Raw genomic sequence first — 15,215 nt, forward strand, 5'->3', positions numbered from 1 at the left:
TGTTCATCTGTGTCTCATTAAATTTCCGTGCTTTTAATACGCTCCAAGGTCCGATGTCGTATTAGCCTTTGCCTGCTCCGCCCCATGCTTCGAGACGCCGCTTCGCGGCTCCTCCGCATGAGGCTAATTCTATTAATATATCAATATGTTAAACCTCATGCTGAGGAGGCCCGCAGGGCCGTCTCGAAGCATGGCCGAGATCCACATGAGAGTCTTGAGCCTATAAAAACTCTACCCCTTCTCTTTTTCTCCCGACGCAGCATCCAGAAGCTGGATCAGTTCGTCGATCCGGTAGGGCTTGGACAGGATGCGGATTCCTTCGGCCTGCGCTACCTTTTCGCTATAGCCGGTGGCGAGGACGATCGGCAGTTCGGGGCGCAGGCGGCGGGCCTCGCGGGCCAGGTCGACGCCGTTGAGGCGGCCGGGCATGACGATGTCCGAGAACAGCAGGTCGATCCGCACCTCGGTGATGAGCAGCGGCAAGGCGTCATCCGCCGTGGCGACATGCGCGACCTCGTAACCCGTTTCCCTCAGGGCGGCGGCGACGGTCGAAGCCACGATGGGATCGTCTTCCACCAACAGTACGCGCCCGCTCCGTCGCGTCGCCTCGGCCGGTGGGGGAAGCGCTTCTTCCACGCAGCTGGCCGCAGAGCGCGAGCGGCGCAACAGCATGATGATGCTGGTGCCCTGGCCCTCGGTGCTTTCGATCCAGGCGGTTCCCCCGGCCTGTTGGGTCAGGCCATAGACCTGGGCGAGGCCAAGGCCGCTGCCCTTGCCGACTTCCTTGGTGGTGAAGAAGGGATCGAAGGCCTTGGCCTTGACCTCGGCGGGCATGCCGGTGCCGGTATCGCTGACGGAAAGGCGGACGAATTCCCCTTCCAGCCCTGTCGGGTCGTCGGGCTTCAGCACCGTGTTTTCCGCCCGGATGCGCAAATGGCCGCCTTCGGGCATGGCGTCGCGCGCATTCACCGCCATGTTGATCAGTGCCAGTTCGAATTGTGTCGGGTCCACTTCGATGCGCCACAGGCCGGGGGCGAAATCGAGGGCGAGATGGATATCCGCCCGCAACGCCCGTTCCAGCAGGCCCGACATGGACAAGACCCGGTCGCGCACGTCCAGCGGCTCGGGCCGCAGGCTTTCGCGCCGGGCAAAGGCCATGAGCTGCTGCACCAGCTTGGCGCCCCGGTCCACGGCCTGCTGTCCCGCGTCCAGCAGCGGCTGGAGGCCGGTATCCGGGGCCCGCAGGCCGATCATGGTCAGGCAGCCGCTCAGGGCTTGCAGCAAGTTGTTGAAATCATGCGCCACGCCGCCGGTAAGCTGGCCGACCGCTTCCAGTTTCTGCGCCTGCCGCAACTGCTCCTCAGCCTTTTGCAGGGCCGCCTCCCGCTCCTTCTCGGCGGTGACGTCGCGGCCCACGGCATGGACCAGTCCGCCATCCGGGACCGCCGTCCAGGAAATCCAGCGGTAGGACCCGTCCTTATGCCGCAGGCGACTCATGGAATGCTGGGTGGTCTTGCCCTCGGCCTGTCGCCGGAGCTCCGTCCGGACCGTTTCCAGATCGTCCGGATGGATTAAATCGAGAATGGATTTGCCCAGCAATTCCTGCTCCGGCCAGCCCAGCACCGTGCTGCAGGCGGGATTGACCGCCGTAATGGTGGCATCGTGGCGATGGACGAGCATGATGTCGGTGGAAAGGCGCCACATGCGGTCGCGGTCTGCGGTGCGTTCGGCGACGCGCCGTTCCAGCGTCGCGTTCAGTTCCCGCAGCGCCTGCTCGGTCCGTTTCTCCTCGGTCACATCGTTGCCCTGGACGAACAGGCCGGTCACCTGCCCGGCGGCGTCGCGGATCGGCTGGAAGACGAAGGTGACGAAACGCTCTTCCAGCGGGGCTCCCGGTTCACGCTGAATTCTTGCCGGGACGCCGGTCCCGACATGGGGCTTGCCGCTGGCATAGGCTTGGTCCGCCCAGTCGAAGAATCCCTGGCCCTCGATCTCGGGCAAGGCTTCCCGGGCGGGCTTGCCGATGATGTCGCGGCGGCCGATCAGCTGGTAATAGGCGTCATTGGCCATTTCGAAGACGTGTTCGGGGCCGCGCCACACATAGAAGAAGCCCGGCGCCTGGCGGAACAGCTCGCGCAGGCGTTCGCCTTCGGCAACGAGGCGCCGCTTGGCGAAGACTTCCTGGGTGGTTTCGATGCAGGAGCAGAACAGGCCGCAGACCATGCCGTCCTCGTCATGGACCGGCGTGTAGGAAAAGGCGAAGTGGGTTTCCTCGGCATAGCCCTTGCGGTGCATGATGAGGGTGATGTCGTCCATCTGCACCGGCTTGCCCGCATAGGTCTGCTCGACGATGGGGATCAGGTCGTCGCGGATTTCGGACCAGACATCCAGGAAGGGCTGGCCCATGGCGCCGGGATGCTTGCGGCCCAGGATCTCGCCGTAAGGATCGTTGTAGAGCAGGATCTGGGCGGGGCCCCAGACCACGAACATGGGCTGTTGCGAGCCCAGCATCAGCGAGACCAGCGTGCGCAGCTGGATAGGCCAGGTTTCGGGCGGTCCCAGGGGAGAGGAAGCCCAGTCATGGGCCTGAATCATGGCACCCGTCGCCGTGCTGCCGGCAAGACCGGCAAGAAACGACGTCGGAAGGGGTTCAACTGCCGGCTCGCTGCTCATCGGCTCATCGTCTGCATCGGCCGGCTGAAATCCCACGAAGGAGGAAGAAGGGGAAGGAGGCTGAGGGGTCTAAACATGGTAAGACGAACGGGCCTTTCCTCTTTCCCGGCATCGTGGGGGACTAAGACGTCCTAGCTTGCATGCCGCCTTCTCGGGCAATCCTCCATAACCCTGGCATGTCCAGATGGCGCTCGCAATGCTCGGCCAGGGCATCGAGGACAGTTTCCACTTGTGCTTGATAGGCCAGGGAGGAAGTTCGCCCGGGCCGCAGGGAATCGAGGAAACGGCGGCGGAAGCCGTCGGCGGTGAACAGGCCGTGCAGGTAGCAACCGGCCACCTGTCCGCCCCGGGCCGTGGCCCCTTCCGGGCGGCCGTCGAGATGCAGCAGCGGCATCCCGGTGCCGGGGCCGGTGGTTTGGCCCATATGCATCTCGTAGGCGGTGATGGCGGTTCCGGTTTCGTCGGCGGCATCGACGCGGCACAGCGTCTTGCTGCCGCCGATCACCGTCTCGACATCCAGCAGTCCCAGGCCGGGGGCCTCGCCCGGCGGACCTTCGATGCCCTGCGGATCGCGCACCATGCGGCCCAGCATCTGATAGCCGGCGCAGATGCCCAGGACCCGTCCGCCCCGGCGCAGATGGGCCTGAAGGTCGATGTCCCAGCCCTGGGCGCGCAGGAAAGCGAGGTCGGCCAGGGTGGATTTCGAGCCGGGCAGGATTACCAGATGGCAATCGCCGGGAATCGGCTGGCCGGGGCCGAGCATGGTCAGGCTGACATCCTCCTCGGCGGCCAGAGGGTCGAAATCGTCGAAATTGGCGATGCGCGATAGGCGGGGGATGGCGATGCGGATGGCGCCGTCGCGATTGCTGCCCGACCGGAGGGAGGCGCCGTCCTCGGCGGGCAGGGCTCCGGCGGCCTCGAACCAGGGCAGCACGCCGGCGCAGGCCCAGCCGGTGCGTTCGCTCATGGTGGCGCAGGCGGGCAGGAAAAGCGAGGGATCGCCACGAAACTTGTTGATGACATAGGCGCGGATGCGCCGACGCTCGGCCTCGGGCAGCAGGGCGTGGGTGCCGACGATGGAGGCGATCACGCCGCCCCGGTCGATGTCGCCGACCAGCATGACCGGCAGGTCCGCCGCCTCGGCGAAGCCCATATTGGCGATGTCGGCGGCGCGCAGATTGACTTCCGCCGCACTGCCCGCGCCTTCGACCAGCACCAGGTCGGCCTCGGCGGCGAGGCGGCGGTAGCTCTCCAGCACGCGCGGCAGCAGGCTGGGCTTCAGGGCGTGGTAGTCCTTGGCGGTGGCGGCCGTCAGCACCTTGCCTTGCACCACCACCTGCGAGCCGGTTTCCGATTGCGGCTTGAGCAGGACCGGATTCATGTCGGCGCGCGGCTCGACGCCGCAGGCGCGCGCCTGCAAGGCCTGGGCCCGGCCGATCTCGCCGCCATCGGCCGTGACGGCGGCATTGTTGGACATGTTCTGCGGCTTGAAGGGCAGGACGCGCAGGCTGCGCCGGGTGAAGGCGCGGCACAGCCCGGCGACCAGCAAGGACTTGCCCACATCCGATCCGGTGCCCTGAATCATCAGGGCGGCCTTCGGATCAGCGCTCAAGGGCGGCCCTCAGGGCATCGGCCTGGGGATTGCTGGCCATGCCCTGGAACAGGATCTGCTCCGCCGTCAGCGGCTGGCCGTAATAATGGGAGTTCCAGCCAAGGCGCTGGCGGATCACCGTGCCGTCCAGGGAACCGCCGCCGAAGAAGCCCGCCCTTTGGGAAAAGGCGATGATGTCGGCGCCCAGGGCGGTGGTGGTCGAGGTGCCCACGCCCGCCCCGGCGGTCAGGAAGGCCACGCCGATCTCGGCGCCGACCTTGAATTCGTTGTTCATCACCGCCTGCAGGCCGCGATCGGACATGATCAGGAACATCACCTGGCTGTCCTGCACGCCGACCTGAAGGCCCAGGCTGCCGCCGGCCACGGTGTAGAAGGCGGGATAGCTCCAGCCCCCGTTGTTGCGCACCAGCAGGACGCCGTTGCCGTATTCGCCGCCCAGGATGAATCCGGCCTTCAGCAGGCTGGGCACGATCAGCACGGCGCGGGCTTCCGCCAGCCGGTCTTGCAGGCGTTCGCCCAGCGATTCGTCGGTCTTCAGTCGCTCGATGGCGCCGACGGCACGGGAAACGACGCTTTCCGCTTCCGTCAGGGCATGGGCGGGCGCGGTCGAGAGCAGGAAGGCGACCAGGGAGAAACAGGCGAGGAGACGGGCGAACAGGCGGGAGATCGACAGACGGGCCATCGGTTCAGAATTCCACGCCGGGCTGCGCCTTGATACCGGCGCGGAAGGGATGCTTCACCAGGGTCATCTCGGTCACCAGGTCGGCTTGCTCGATCAGTTCTTCCTTGGCATTGCGGCCGGTGACGACGACATGCTGCCCCTCCGGCCGCGCCGCCAGGGCCTGGAGCACCAGATCCGGCGGCAGGTAATCGTAGCGCAACACGATATTGAGTTCATCCAGAATGACCATGCGATAGGTGGGATCGGCCAGCATCCGCGCCGCCTCGTCCCAGGCGCGCTTCGCAGCTGCGATGTCGCGCTCGCGGTCCTGGGTTTCCCAGGTGAAGCCCTCGCCCATGGCCTTGAACTCGACCAGTTCGCCGAAGCTTTCCAGCACGCGCCGTTCGGCGGTGTCCCAGGCGCCCTTGATGAACTGCACCACGCCAACCTTCATGCCGTGCCCGACGCAGCGGATCGCCATGCCGAAGGCCGCCGAGGATTTGCCCTTGCCCGGCCCGGTATGAACGATCAGCAATCCCTTCTGGTCGCTCTTGTTCGCCATCATGCGATCGCGTGCGGCCTTCTTCTTGGCCATCTTCTCGCGATGGCGCTCGTTGGGATCTTCGGTCGTCTCGTCGGTCATGGAAAGCTCCTTCAGGCGGGGCGGCGGGGGAGGGCGTGTCCGGTCAGGCGGGAATACAGGACCCCCGGGTCGAGATCGGCGCCGCCAGGCCAGCAGACGGTGCCAAGATCGGTGCTCACGCTTGCCTGGGCAAAGACCTCTGGCTCCTTCAAGGGGGCGAACACGCCTTCGAAGGGCACAAGATCGGCCACATCGACAAGACCTTCAACACCATCTTCGAAGCGGATATGCAGGCTTGTCCCTTCCAGGACTTCCACCGAGACGACATCCTTCAGCATGGTCTACTCCAACGGCCGGATGGGTTTCAGGGGCTGCTGGCGCACGGCCAGGGTCCAGTCTTCCCGTAATTCCTCGCGGTGCAGGGCCGCCCATTCCATGACCAGCCCCAAGGCACGCGGAGACAGATTTCCTTCCATCAAGGCCAGCGTTTCAATTTCGATGATGGCTTTCTGGCCGCCATAACGCACGTGAAAGTGCGGTGGGGCATGATCATTATAATACATGGCAATGATTATGCCGAAAAAACGGCTGATTTCAGGCATCTGGCTTTCTCCGCAGTTCGGCCAGCACATCATGCACGTTGTTGCGCCGGGGGCGCCAGAGATTGCGGTCCAGGGCTTCCTGGAAGCGCTCGGCCATCTCGCGCAAGGCGTCGGGATTGGCCTCTTCCAGGAAGGCCCGCACGTGTTCTTGCACCAGATAAGCGTCGAAGACCATGTCGAAATGATGGTCGCGCACGCAGCGGGCGGTGGCGGCGAAGGCGAAGAGGTAATCCACCGTGGCCGCCATCTCGAAGCCGCCCTTGTAGCCGTGGCGCATGATGCCTTCGATCCATTTGGGATTGGCGGCGCGGGCGCGCACCACGCGGGCCATTTCTTCTTCCAGCGAGCGGATGCGCGGGCTTTCCGGGCGGGAATGGTCGGGGTGATAGATTGCGGGCTGGCTGCCCGAGAGGACGCGCACGGCGGCAGTCATTCCGCCTTCGAACTGATAGTAGTCATCGCTGTCGAGCAGATCATGTTCGCGGTTGTCCTGGTTCTGCACCACCGCCTCGACGCGCTTCAGCCTTTCCTCGAACAGGCCGTGCTCCGCCTGGCCTTCCGCCCCGGCGCCATAGGCCCAGCCGCCCCAGGCAACATAGGCGCGGGCGAGATCGGCGTCGGTCTGCCAGCCCTTTTCGTCGATCAGGGCCTGAAGGCCCGCGCCATAGGCGCCGGGCTTGGAGCCGAAGACGCGGAAACCGGCACGGCGGGCGGCCTCTTCCTCGTCCAGGCCTTCGGCGACCAAGCGGGCCTTTTCGGCCGCGTTGCGGGCGGCCAGCGGGTTGGTCTCGGGCGGCTCGTCCAGGGCGGCGACGGCGCGGGCGGCGGAATCGAAGAGGTCGATCAGGCCGGGAAAGGCATCGCGGAAGAAGCCCGAGACACGCAAGGTCACGTCCACGCGGGGCCTATCCAGCAGCGAAGCGGGCAGGATCTCGAAACCCGTCACCCGGCGCGAGGCGGAATCCCAGGTGGGGCGCACGCCCATCAGGGCCAGGGCCTGGGCGATATCATCGCCGCCTGTGCGCATGTTGCTGGTGCCCCAGGCGGTGACGGCCATGGCGCGCGGCCATTCGCCCTGGTCCTGGAGATGGCGCTCGATCAGCAGGCAGGCCGATTTCCAGCCCAATTGCCAGGCGGCTGGGGTGGGCACGGTGCGGGTATCGACGGAATAGAAATTGCGCCCCGTCGGCAGCACGTCGGGCCGCCCCCGCGTCGGCGCGCCGCTCGGTCCCGGCGGCACGAAGCGCCCGTCCAGTCCGGTCAGCAGCCCGGCCAGTTCTGCCTTGCCGCATTCATCGACGGCAGGGGCCAGCCGGGTTTCGATATGGTCGAGCACGGCGCGGGTGGCGGTCCAGGCGGGATCGCAGGGTCTTTCGCCCGCCACCAGGGCGGCGGCCAGGATTTCCAGCCGCTCCACCGTATCGCCGGTGCTGCGCCAGGCTTCGTCCGCCGCCAGGACAGCGGGGCGCGGTCCGGTCCAGGGCTCGGCCATGACGCAATCCAGCGGGTCGAACTCCAGTCCCAGGTCCCGGGCCAGGGCCTGGATCAGCGAGGCCTCGCTTGCGCCGGAGCCGCGTTTCAGCCGGGCCAGGGCGACCAGCAGGTCGGTCCTCTGGCGGCCATCGGGCGAGCGTCCGAAGATGTGCAGGCCGTCGCGGATCTGCAATTCCTTCAACTCGCAGAGATGGTTGTCCAGCTTCTCCAAGGCTTGGTCGGTGTCGTCGCCTGCGGAGATACCGCAATCGATATCCAGGCCGGTGGCGCGGGCCAAGGTGACGATTTCCTCGCGCAGCAGCGCGCAGCGGCGCGGGTCCACGCCTGAAGCCTCGTAATATTCATCAACCAGCCGTTCCAGGTCGCGCAACGGGCCATAGGTTTCGGCGCGCGTCAGCGGCGGGGTCAGGTGGTCGATGATGACGGCCTGGGCGCGGCGCTTGGCCTGGGTACCTTCGCCTGGGTCGTTGACGATGAAGGGATAGAGATGGGGCAGGGGGCCGAAGACGGCCTCGGGGAAGCATTCCCGCGACAAGGCCAGCGACTTGCCCGGCAGCCATTCCAGATTGCCATGCTTGCCCATATGGACCACCGCATCGGCGCGGAACTGGTCGCGCAGCCAGGCGTAGAAGGCCAGATAGCCATGCGGCGGCACGAGGTCGGGATCGTGATAGCTGGCCTGCGGGTCGATATTGTAGCCGCGCGCGGGTTGGATCCCCACCGCCACATGGCCGTAGCGCAGGGCGGACAGGACGAAATCGCCGCAATGCAGCTCGCCGGGCCGGAAATGCGGGTCCGTCTCGGGGGCGCCCCAGCGTTGGGTCACGGCCTCGCGCACGGCTTCCGGCAGGCTGTGGAAAAAGGCTAGGTAATCGGGCAGGGATAGGGTTTCACGCACCTCGCGCCCGGCGCGGCGGATCAGGTCGTTGGTCGCCCCGCCCAGCAAATCGGCGATCAGCGCCGCGCCGTCCCGGGGATAAGACTCGCCCAGCCAATAGCCCGCTCCCTCCAGCGCCGACAGAACGGTGGCTGTTCCGGCGGGCGTGTCGAGGCCGACACCATTGCCCAGCCGCCCGTCGCGGTTGGGATAATTGGCCAGGATGACGGCGATGCGCCGTTCCTCGGCGGGCTTGCGCCGTAATCTCGCCCAGCGCGCCGCCAGTTCGGCGACGAAATCCATGCGGTCGGGGACGGGAACATAGGACACCACGTCCAGTTCCGTTTCGGCATCGCGGACGGCGCTGCCCTTGAAGGAGACGGCGCGGCTCAGGATGCGCCCGTCCACTTCCGGCAGGGCCACGTTCATGGCGATGTCGCGCGGAGCCAAGCCGTGATTGCCCTCGCGCCAGGCGGCTTCGCTGCCGCCGGAGAAGACCACCTGCAGGACCGGGCAATCGGCGTCCGCGAAGGGAGTCTCGGCCGCCTTGCCGGGTGCTGCGACGGCGAAGCCGGTGGCGTTCAGGATCACGTCGGGCGGGGCCTCGGCCAGCACCGCCTCGACGGTGCCTGCCGATACCGGGTCCTTGAGGCTCGCCACATAGAGCGGCAGGGGATTGAGCCCTTGGGCGCGGCAGGCGGCGATCAGGGCATCCACGGCGGCCAGATTGCCCGACTGCACCAGCGCCCGGTAGAAGACGATGGCGGCAACCGGTGCGCCCTCGGCCCAGCTTTGGCGCATGGAATCGAGATCGGCCCCAGGGGGATAAAGCCCGGCGGCGGGCAGGGGCAGGGGCTCGGTCCAGTCCTGTTCCAGCCCGATCAGGCTGGCGCAATGGCGCAGGAAATTCTCGGCATTGACCGGCCCGCCCTGGACCAGATAGCGCCACAGCCTTTCGCCATTCGCGGGCGGCAAGGTGGACTCGCCGGTCAGGTCGGCATCGGGGGAATCATCGCCGGGCAGGAAGGCGACGGGGATGCCCTGCCGGCGGCAGGCGGCGCGGATGCGTTCCACGCCATAGGGCCAATAGGCCCGCCCACCCAGCAGACGCACCACCACCAGCCGCGCCCGGGAAACCACCTGATCCACATACAGGTCCACCGACATATGGTGGGACAGGCGCATCAGGTTGGCCAGGCGCAGGGTGAAGCCCGGCACCTTGGCCTTGGCCTGGGCGAGGCAGGCCAGTTCGGTATCGGCTGCCGACAGCACCACTACGTCGCCGGGGCTTTGGCCCAGATCGATGGCCTCGGACCCGTCGGCAATGATTCCCGGCTGCGCGGCAAGCAGATGCATGACCTCAGCCCTGAAGGGCGGCGGCAATGGCCTCGCGGTCCAGGCCGTGACGTCCGATCACCACCAGACGGCTGGCGCGTTCCTCGCCGGGCCGCCAGGGACGGTCGTAATAGCGTTCCAGGCGTTGGCCCACGGCCTGGACGACATGGCGCATCTCCTTGCCCTCAATGGCGAGGAAGCCCTTCAGGCGCAGGATGTCATGCTCCTTGATGACCGCCAGCAGCCGCGGCTCCAGCGCTTCCGGATCGGTGCCCGGCACGATGTCGACATGGAAGGAATCGAAATCCTCGTGGTCGTGGTCTTCCTCCTCGTCGTGATGGGAGGGGCGGGCGGCAAGGTCGTCCTCGGCGGCGGCATCCAGGCCCAGCAGCACGTTGACGTCGATGCGGCCATGGTCGGTGCGGACCATCTTCACGCCGGGACGCAGGGTTGCCTTCAACTGCTCTTCCAGCCCGGCCAGGGCGGTATCGTCCAGCAAATCGGCCTTGTTCAGCAGCACCATGTCGGCGCAGAGGATCTGGTCCTCGAAGACCTCTTCCAGCGGATTGTCGTGGTCCAGGGCATCATCGGCCTCGCGCTGGGCCTGCACGGCGTCCGGATCGTCGGCGAAGCGGCCCTCGGCCACGGCGGCGGCATCGACCACCGCCACCACGCCGTCCACGGTGACGCGCGAGCGGATTTCCGGCCAGTGGAAGGCCTGGACCAGCGGCTTGGGCAACGCCAGGCCCGAAGTTTCGATGACGATATGGTCCGGCGGGTTGGGGCGGTTGATCAGCGCCTCCATGGTCGGCAGGAATTCGTCGGCGACGGTGCAGCACAGGCAGCCGTTGGACAGTTCGACGATATCGTCTTCCGAACATCCGGCGATGCCGCAGGAAGCGAGAAGTTCGCCATCCACGCCGATATCGCCGAATTCGTTGACGATCAGGGCGATGCGGCGGCCTTCGGCATTCTCCAGCAGATGGCGCACCAGGGTGGTCTTGCCCGCGCCCAGGAAACCGGTGACGACGGTGGCGGGAATCTTGCGGAAGGTCTTCATGCTTGGTCTTTCAGGATCATGGGCAGGCCGGCCGCGACGAAGACGACGCGGCTTGCAAGGGCGGCGATGCGTTGGTTGAGGATGCCGGCATGATCGCGGAAGGCGCGGGCCAGCTTGTTTTCGGGCACGATCCCCAGCCCCACCTCATTGGCGACCAGGATTACCGGGCCGGGCAATTGGGGCAGGGTTTCGGCCAGCCTGTCGATTTCGGACGGGATGTCGCGTTCGGCCAGCAGCAGGTTGGACAGCCACAGGGTCAGGCAATCCACCAGGACCGGCAGATCGGGACGGCTGAAGCGCCGCAGGGCTTCGGCCAGGGCCATGGGTTCCTCGGCGGTGCGCCAGTTGGCGCCGCGCCGTGCCCGGTGCAGGCGGATGCGTTCGGCCATTTCGGCGTCGAAGGCCTGGCCGGTGGCAAGATAGACCGCCTGCCTTTCGCCGATCAGGGCTTCGGCATGGGTGCTCTTGCCGGAACGGGCGCCGCCCAGAATCAGGGTCAGCTTCGGCAAGGCCGCAGAATCGGACATGAACGAAACGCTCCTCCACCCGAGGGGTTTTCGACATTTCGTCCAAGCAGGTTTCCTGACTCCGGGTCAACGGTCTCGCGGCACCTTCCCGGCCCTTGCGGGCCAGTGGCATCACGCCGGAAACCTCGCCGTTACAGTTGCGGGGGCAGCGACGGCCTTGCACCGTCTTCCCTGGCTTGAACGAAGCGGCAAGCTAGCATGGACGGCGGCCAGCCAGAAGAGGAAAGGAGGAGGGCATCCCAAGCCTCTTGCATCTTTCAACGGAACACAGATGAAGAGGGATGAACACAGATGCACACAGATAAGAAAGAGGTCCAGGAGGCGGGCCTCCTGGCGGGTGCAGGGCGGAGCCCTGCCTGAAATGCCTTTTGTGGGGAGGTGATCATTTCTGGAATCACGGAGAAGGGCCTGAAATAGGCGGAGAGGCGCAGAAAGACTAAGGTTCCGGGCGTTAGGAGCTCGGCAGCCTTTTGGACGAGAAATGCGCAAAAATGGGCTAGGCGGTGAACGATTTCGGACGTAACCCGGGAGAAAATGGACATAGCCCGAAACCTTTCTTCACGTTCACTGCCCTAGTCGGCGTTTGATGCTGTCCAGCATCTGCTGAACCTTCACCTCATCACCCAGACTGTGGCTGTATGAGGCATTCACAAGCGTAGTTCGGCCAGACGGCTCCTTGTTGTATTTACAAGACAAGGCTTGCTGCGCTCCGTCTTCTATAAAAAAAATAAAAACTGAAATTTCATACCCAGAGATTTTCATTTCGGAATAGACAGGGCGCTTGCGCCAGCTTTCCTGTGTAATTTTTCTATCTCCTGGCCACGTCTCATTAAGCGAGGCCAAGCATATTTTGCTCTCCTTCTCGCGGAGAAGGTCCTTTATTCCTCCCCAGGCCATGGTTCCGCCTATTCCAATGACCATCAGGGCACTGAAAGCCGCCAGCAGGCCGAAGACGCGCACGAAGACACCCTTCACTGCGGCGGCGCCGAACAGCAGGATGCAGACGATCAGGATCAGCAGGACAGTTATCACGTTTTCCTCCTTCTAACGGACAAGGCCGCCGTGCCAGACGACTTGGCCAATGACGCGCAGCTGGTCAGCAGTATGAGGGGGCACCTCTTCAGGTCGATAACGCGGATTGTCGGACATGACCATGATGGTGCCATCCAGCCGGCGCTGAACGCGCTTTACGATCAGGTCTCCGTTTACGCTGATGGCGTAAATGGCATTGTCCTTAATCCTGGGCTCCTGCGTATTAACAAGAAGAAGATCACCATCAGATATGGTGTCTTCCATGCTATCTCCCATCGCCTCTATTAGAAGCAAGTATTCAGGGTTAACTCTTAGCTGTCGGCGCACCCACTCTGCCTTGAATGCAAGGTGGTCCACTATTTGCTCTGAGTGAATAACGGCTCCATATCCAGCAGCAGCTTTTACGTCATAACGAGGAACTAGAACGAATTCGTCCCCGAGTTCGTCAGCAGAGTAATACGTCCGAATTCCTGATGATGCTCCCCCCGCCCTCTTGCTCGGGAATGGAGCTGCTTCTTCAGTCTGGGAAACAACAGCCAAATCCGTCCCTTTCGGGAGGTCAAGAATACTGTCGAGGCTGAGACCGCTCTGTTCCGCCAGAGCCTTCGCCACAAACAAAGGCGGTTCATGCCCTGCAAGATAACGACGCATCTGCTTGACGGATTTGTCCGCAACCTCAGCCGCCGCCTCAATGCCTCCTAGCCGCTCAACTGCGGCATTCAGCCAAGTTCCGACTTTCCCCGGAGAACTTGGAACGCCGGAGGAGTCTATGGCCGCCAGTTCCGACTTCTCTTTTTTTCTTTCTATATCAGACATTTAGCTCTCTCTGGACGCATTTGTCCGAAAACCCGAACTCGGAACTCAAATTTGTCTTGATCCCTCGGCCAAATGTGTCCTATGTTCATTCAGAAACCTGAACATAAACACCCCGCAAAAACCGGCCTGCCAGGGCCGGTCTAGGAGAGCCGATGAAGCGGACGGTCGCAGGGATGCACCCGGAAGACATCAAGGCCGCCCTGCGCCAGCGCGAGGGGTCGCTTGAGAAACTGTCCGAGCGTTGGGGATACCACTCTACCGCCGTTAGCGTTTGCTTGCGGAAGCAGTGGCCAGCGCTTGAAGGCCGCATCGCCAAGGTGCTGGACAAGCATCCTTCGGCGATCTGGCCGCACCGTTACAACCCCGACGGCACCCCTAAGTCCCGTCGCTCCAAGGCCAATCGTAACACCCAAAAGAGCCAGAGCAATATGCAACTCCGCGAGGCCGCATAACCATGGCCGGCTGGGATGCATATTACGCCGCCCTGCATTCGGCGCTGATCAAGAGGCGGGAAGCGCTGGGCCTGACCCAGGACGCCCTGGCGGCGCGTCTGGGCTGGTCGCGGCGCAAGCTGCAGCACATCGAGGCCGAGGGGCGGTCTTGCACGGCACCTGAACTGTTCCGGTGGGCGGCGATGCTGGGCGTGCCGATCAACTTTGCGCCAGATGTGGCGCTTTGCACCCTGACCAACCCCCGTCCGGTCCTGAGCGCAGAGGCCAGGGCCGAACGCGAAGCGGCTACCCGCAAACGCATCGAAGAGCGCCGCCAGCGCATGGCGACGGCGAGAGGCTTGGCGTCACATCTGACGCCTGCGGCGGGTGCCCAATGAACACCGCTTTTTTCTCCCCCCCGGCCAGTTGGCCTGGGCTCCTGGCCGGGCGCATCAGCGCGCAAAACGGTGCGTCCGGTCCTTTTTCCTCCATCAAGAAGCAGAAAGCGGAGGGATTGATGACCATGAAGAAGGTTCGGCGCCGGGCGGAAGACCCGCGCCAGATGGCCTTTCTGGACCTGCTTGGCGGCCAAAAAGAAGACCTGATCGAAGTGCCCGAGATGCCTATGCCGGCACCCGGCGCCATGGACTACGACCAGCGCCTGAGAGATCTGCTGAACAAGGCGATCAAGGCCTGTCCCTTTGATCGTGAGCAGATCGCGGCCATGGTCAGTACCCTGGTCGGGCGCGAAGTGACCAAGCCGATGATCGATAGCTGGACCGGCGCCACGCGGCCCAACCGCTTTCCGGCCGAGATGATCCCGGCCTTTTGCGAGGCCTTGGGCAACACGATCCTCTTGGCCGGACTGGCCGAAGCCAGCGGCTGCCGCCTGATCGAGGGCCGCGAACTGCAGTTCGCCCGGTTGGGGCAATTGTGGCTGTTCATTGAGCAGGCCTCGGCCGAACAGCAGCGCCTGGTCGCCGAACTGCCGCTGTTCGGAGGTGCGGCATGATCAAGAATTTCGCGCTAGGCAATCGAGTACCACCCGCCACACATGGGTCCAATCCGGAGGGAGAACCTCGTCCGGATTGTAAGCCGGAACCTCGTCTTGCAGGCGTTGGTATTCCAGCCCTGCAAGGCCGGCCATATCTCGATACGACGCCCCAAGATGCTGCTGCAATCTGTCGGCCCGACGCAGAAGAGCTGCCGCTTCGGCCAGGAACTGTATTGCCGCCACTTTCAGAAGAAGGGGTTCGGGATGGCGTGCGGCGAGCCCGCGCCGCTGCTTTGGAGTTGCAGCGGCAAAAGCAGCTACAGCGGGCTGCTGAGTTGCTCGCCACTCATCCCATTCCGGAAGGGTCATCTTGTGGAAGGCTTCCCGGAGCGCCTGATGATCCTCTTCGGACCACCCGGCGGAAAGTTCCTCTGTCAGAGCAATGGCCTTGCTGGCATATCCGGCAAACGACATGGCGTCTCCGCGCATTGGTTGTGAAAGCAATCAGGATATGCGGC

The 15,215-nt window shown here is 64.5% G+C and carries 15 protein-coding genes and 1 riboswitch; of the genes, 3 read left to right on the top strand and 12 right to left on the bottom strand.

The window, feature by feature from the left end; genetic code table 11:
* Nucleotides 1-231 precede the first annotated feature (231 nt).
* The 11 genes from EPD66_RS14445 to EPD66_RS14495 all read right to left on the bottom strand — a co-directional run bounded on the left by EPD66_RS14445 (nucleotide 232) and on the right by EPD66_RS14495 (nucleotide 13,272).
* Nucleotides 232-2,673: a PAS domain-containing sensor histidine kinase gene (locus EPD66_RS14445; RefSeq protein ID WP_142849216.1), complete on the bottom strand. Its 2,442-nt coding sequence runs from the start codon at nucleotides 2,671-2,673 to the stop codon at nucleotides 232-234.
* 121 nt (nucleotides 2,674-2,794) lie between these two features.
* Complete coding sequence (locus tag EPD66_RS14450) at nucleotides 2,795-4,258, bottom strand: cobyric acid synthase (protein WP_142849243.1); 1,464 nt, start codon at nucleotides 4,256-4,258, stop codon at nucleotides 2,795-2,797.
* Between the two features lie 16 nt (nucleotides 4,259-4,274).
* Nucleotides 4,275-4,967 carry a lipid-binding SYLF domain-containing protein gene (locus EPD66_RS14455; RefSeq protein WP_142849217.1) on the bottom strand — a complete coding sequence of 231 codons (693 nt, stop codon included), beginning with the start codon at nucleotides 4,965-4,967 and terminating at the stop codon, nucleotides 4,275-4,277.
* A 4-nt stretch (nucleotides 4,968-4,971) separates the two neighbouring features.
* Nucleotides 4,972-5,589 carry a cob(I)yrinic acid a,c-diamide adenosyltransferase gene (cobO, locus tag EPD66_RS14460; RefSeq protein ID WP_142849218.1) on the bottom strand — a complete coding sequence of 206 codons (618 nt, stop codon included), beginning with the start codon at nucleotides 5,587-5,589 and terminating at the stop codon, nucleotides 4,972-4,974.
* Between the two features lie 11 nt (nucleotides 5,590-5,600).
* Nucleotides 5,601-5,867 (bottom strand): DUF2442 domain-containing protein, encoded by a 267-nt coding sequence (locus EPD66_RS14465; RefSeq protein WP_142849219.1) that lies wholly within the window; start codon nucleotides 5,865-5,867, stop codon nucleotides 5,601-5,603.
* A 3-nt stretch (nucleotides 5,868-5,870) separates the two neighbouring features.
* A complete protein-coding gene (locus EPD66_RS14470) occupies nucleotides 5,871-6,131 on the bottom strand; it encodes a DUF4160 domain-containing protein (RefSeq protein ID WP_142849220.1) in 261 nt (86 codons plus the stop codon).
* A complete protein-coding gene (gene cobN / locus EPD66_RS14475) occupies nucleotides 6,124-9,858 on the bottom strand; it encodes a cobaltochelatase subunit CobN (RefSeq protein WP_142849221.1) in 3,735 nt (1,244 codons plus the stop codon). Before cobN ends, EPD66_RS14470 begins: the two co-directional genes overlap by 8 nt.
* 4 nt (nucleotides 9,859-9,862) lie before the next feature.
* A complete protein-coding gene (cobW, locus tag EPD66_RS14480) occupies nucleotides 9,863-10,897 on the bottom strand; it encodes a cobalamin biosynthesis protein CobW (protein WP_142849222.1) in 1,035 nt (344 codons plus the stop codon).
* On the bottom strand, nucleotides 10,894-11,424 hold the full coding sequence (cobU, locus tag EPD66_RS14485; RefSeq protein WP_142849223.1) for a bifunctional adenosylcobinamide kinase/adenosylcobinamide-phosphate guanylyltransferase: 531 nt from the start codon (nucleotides 11,422-11,424) through the stop codon (nucleotides 10,894-10,896). Before cobU ends, cobW begins: the two co-directional genes overlap by 4 nt.
* 27 nt (nucleotides 11,425-11,451) lie before the next feature.
* Nucleotides 11,452-11,641, bottom strand: a riboswitch (cobalamin riboswitch).
* 347 nt (nucleotides 11,642-11,988) lie between these two features.
* Nucleotides 11,989-12,456: a hypothetical protein gene (locus tag EPD66_RS14490; protein ID WP_142849224.1), complete on the bottom strand. Its 468-nt coding sequence runs from the start codon at nucleotides 12,454-12,456 to the stop codon at nucleotides 11,989-11,991.
* A gap of 12 nt (nucleotides 12,457-12,468) precedes the next feature.
* Nucleotides 12,469-13,272, bottom strand: coding sequence for a helix-turn-helix transcriptional regulator (locus EPD66_RS14495; RefSeq protein WP_142849225.1), 804 nt, complete (start codon nucleotides 13,270-13,272; stop codon nucleotides 12,469-12,471).
* 152 nt (nucleotides 13,273-13,424) lie between these two features.
* Here EPD66_RS14495 and EPD66_RS14500 point away from each other — a divergent pair, with 152 nt between their 5' ends.
* From EPD66_RS14500 to EPD66_RS14510, 3 genes are all read left to right on the top strand, one after another.
* Nucleotides 13,425-13,724, top strand: coding sequence for a helix-turn-helix domain-containing protein (locus tag EPD66_RS14500; RefSeq protein WP_142849226.1), 300 nt, complete (start codon nucleotides 13,425-13,427; stop codon nucleotides 13,722-13,724).
* A gap of 2 nt (nucleotides 13,725-13,726) precedes the next feature.
* Nucleotides 13,727-14,101, top strand: a complete 375-nt coding sequence (locus tag EPD66_RS14505) for a helix-turn-helix transcriptional regulator (RefSeq protein WP_142849227.1) — start codon at nucleotides 13,727-13,729, stop codon at nucleotides 14,099-14,101.
* 119 nt (nucleotides 14,102-14,220) lie between these two features.
* Nucleotides 14,221-14,715, top strand: a complete 495-nt coding sequence (locus EPD66_RS14510; RefSeq protein WP_142849228.1) for a hypothetical protein — start codon at nucleotides 14,221-14,223, stop codon at nucleotides 14,713-14,715.
* Here EPD66_RS14510 and EPD66_RS14515 read toward each other — a convergent pair whose 3' ends face one another.
* Entirely contained in the window at nucleotides 14,716-15,171 is a 456-nt protein-coding gene (locus EPD66_RS14515) for a hypothetical protein (protein WP_142849229.1), read from the bottom strand. It lies immediately after the preceding gene.
* Nucleotides 15,172-15,215: the final 44 nt, after the last annotated feature.

The sequence above is a fragment of the Telmatospirillum sp. J64-1 genome, from assembly GCF_006980715.1.
Taxonomy (GTDB): domain Bacteria; phylum Pseudomonadota; class Alphaproteobacteria; order Rhodospirillales; family Magnetospirillaceae; genus Oleiliquidispirillum; species Oleiliquidispirillum nitrogeniifigens.

Coding starts and splice junctions, on each gene's coding strand:
- EPD66_RS14445 (WP_142849216.1), bottom strand. CDS start 2,673: ATGAGCAGCGAGCCGGCAGTTGAACCCCTTCCGACGTCGTTTCTTGCC.
- EPD66_RS14450 (WP_142849243.1), bottom strand. CDS start 4,258: ATGATTCAGGGCACCGGATCGGATGTGGGCAAGTCCTTGCTGGTCGCC.
- EPD66_RS14455 (WP_142849217.1), bottom strand. CDS start 4,967: ATGGCCCGTCTGTCGATCTCCCGCCTGTTCGCCCGTCTCCTCGCCTGT.
- cobO (WP_142849218.1), bottom strand. CDS start 5,589: ATGACCGACGAGACGACCGAAGATCCCAACGAGCGCCATCGCGAGAAG.
- EPD66_RS14465 (WP_142849219.1), bottom strand. CDS start 5,867: ATGCTGAAGGATGTCGTCTCGGTGGAAGTCCTGGAAGGGACAAGCCTG.
- EPD66_RS14470 (WP_142849220.1), bottom strand. CDS start 6,131: ATGCCTGAAATCAGCCGTTTTTTCGGCATAATCATTGCCATGTATTAT.
- cobN (WP_142849221.1), bottom strand. CDS start 9,858: ATGCATCTGCTTGCCGCGCAGCCGGGAATCATTGCCGACGGGTCCGAG.
- cobW (WP_142849222.1), bottom strand. CDS start 10,897: ATGAAGACCTTCCGCAAGATTCCCGCCACCGTCGTCACCGGTTTCCTG.
- cobU (WP_142849223.1), bottom strand. CDS start 11,424: ATGTCCGATTCTGCGGCCTTGCCGAAGCTGACCCTGATTCTGGGCGGC.
- EPD66_RS14495 (WP_142849225.1), bottom strand. CDS start 13,272: ATGTCTGATATAGAAAGAAAAAAAGAGAAGTCGGAACTGGCGGCCATA.
- EPD66_RS14500 (WP_142849226.1), top strand. CDS start 13,425: ATGAAGCGGACGGTCGCAGGGATGCACCCGGAAGACATCAAGGCCGCC.
- EPD66_RS14505 (WP_142849227.1), top strand. CDS start 13,727: ATGGCCGGCTGGGATGCATATTACGCCGCCCTGCATTCGGCGCTGATC.
- EPD66_RS14510 (WP_142849228.1), top strand. CDS start 14,221: ATGACCATGAAGAAGGTTCGGCGCCGGGCGGAAGACCCGCGCCAGATG.
- EPD66_RS14515 (WP_142849229.1), bottom strand. CDS start 15,171: ATGTCGTTTGCCGGATATGCCAGCAAGGCCATTGCTCTGACAGAGGAA.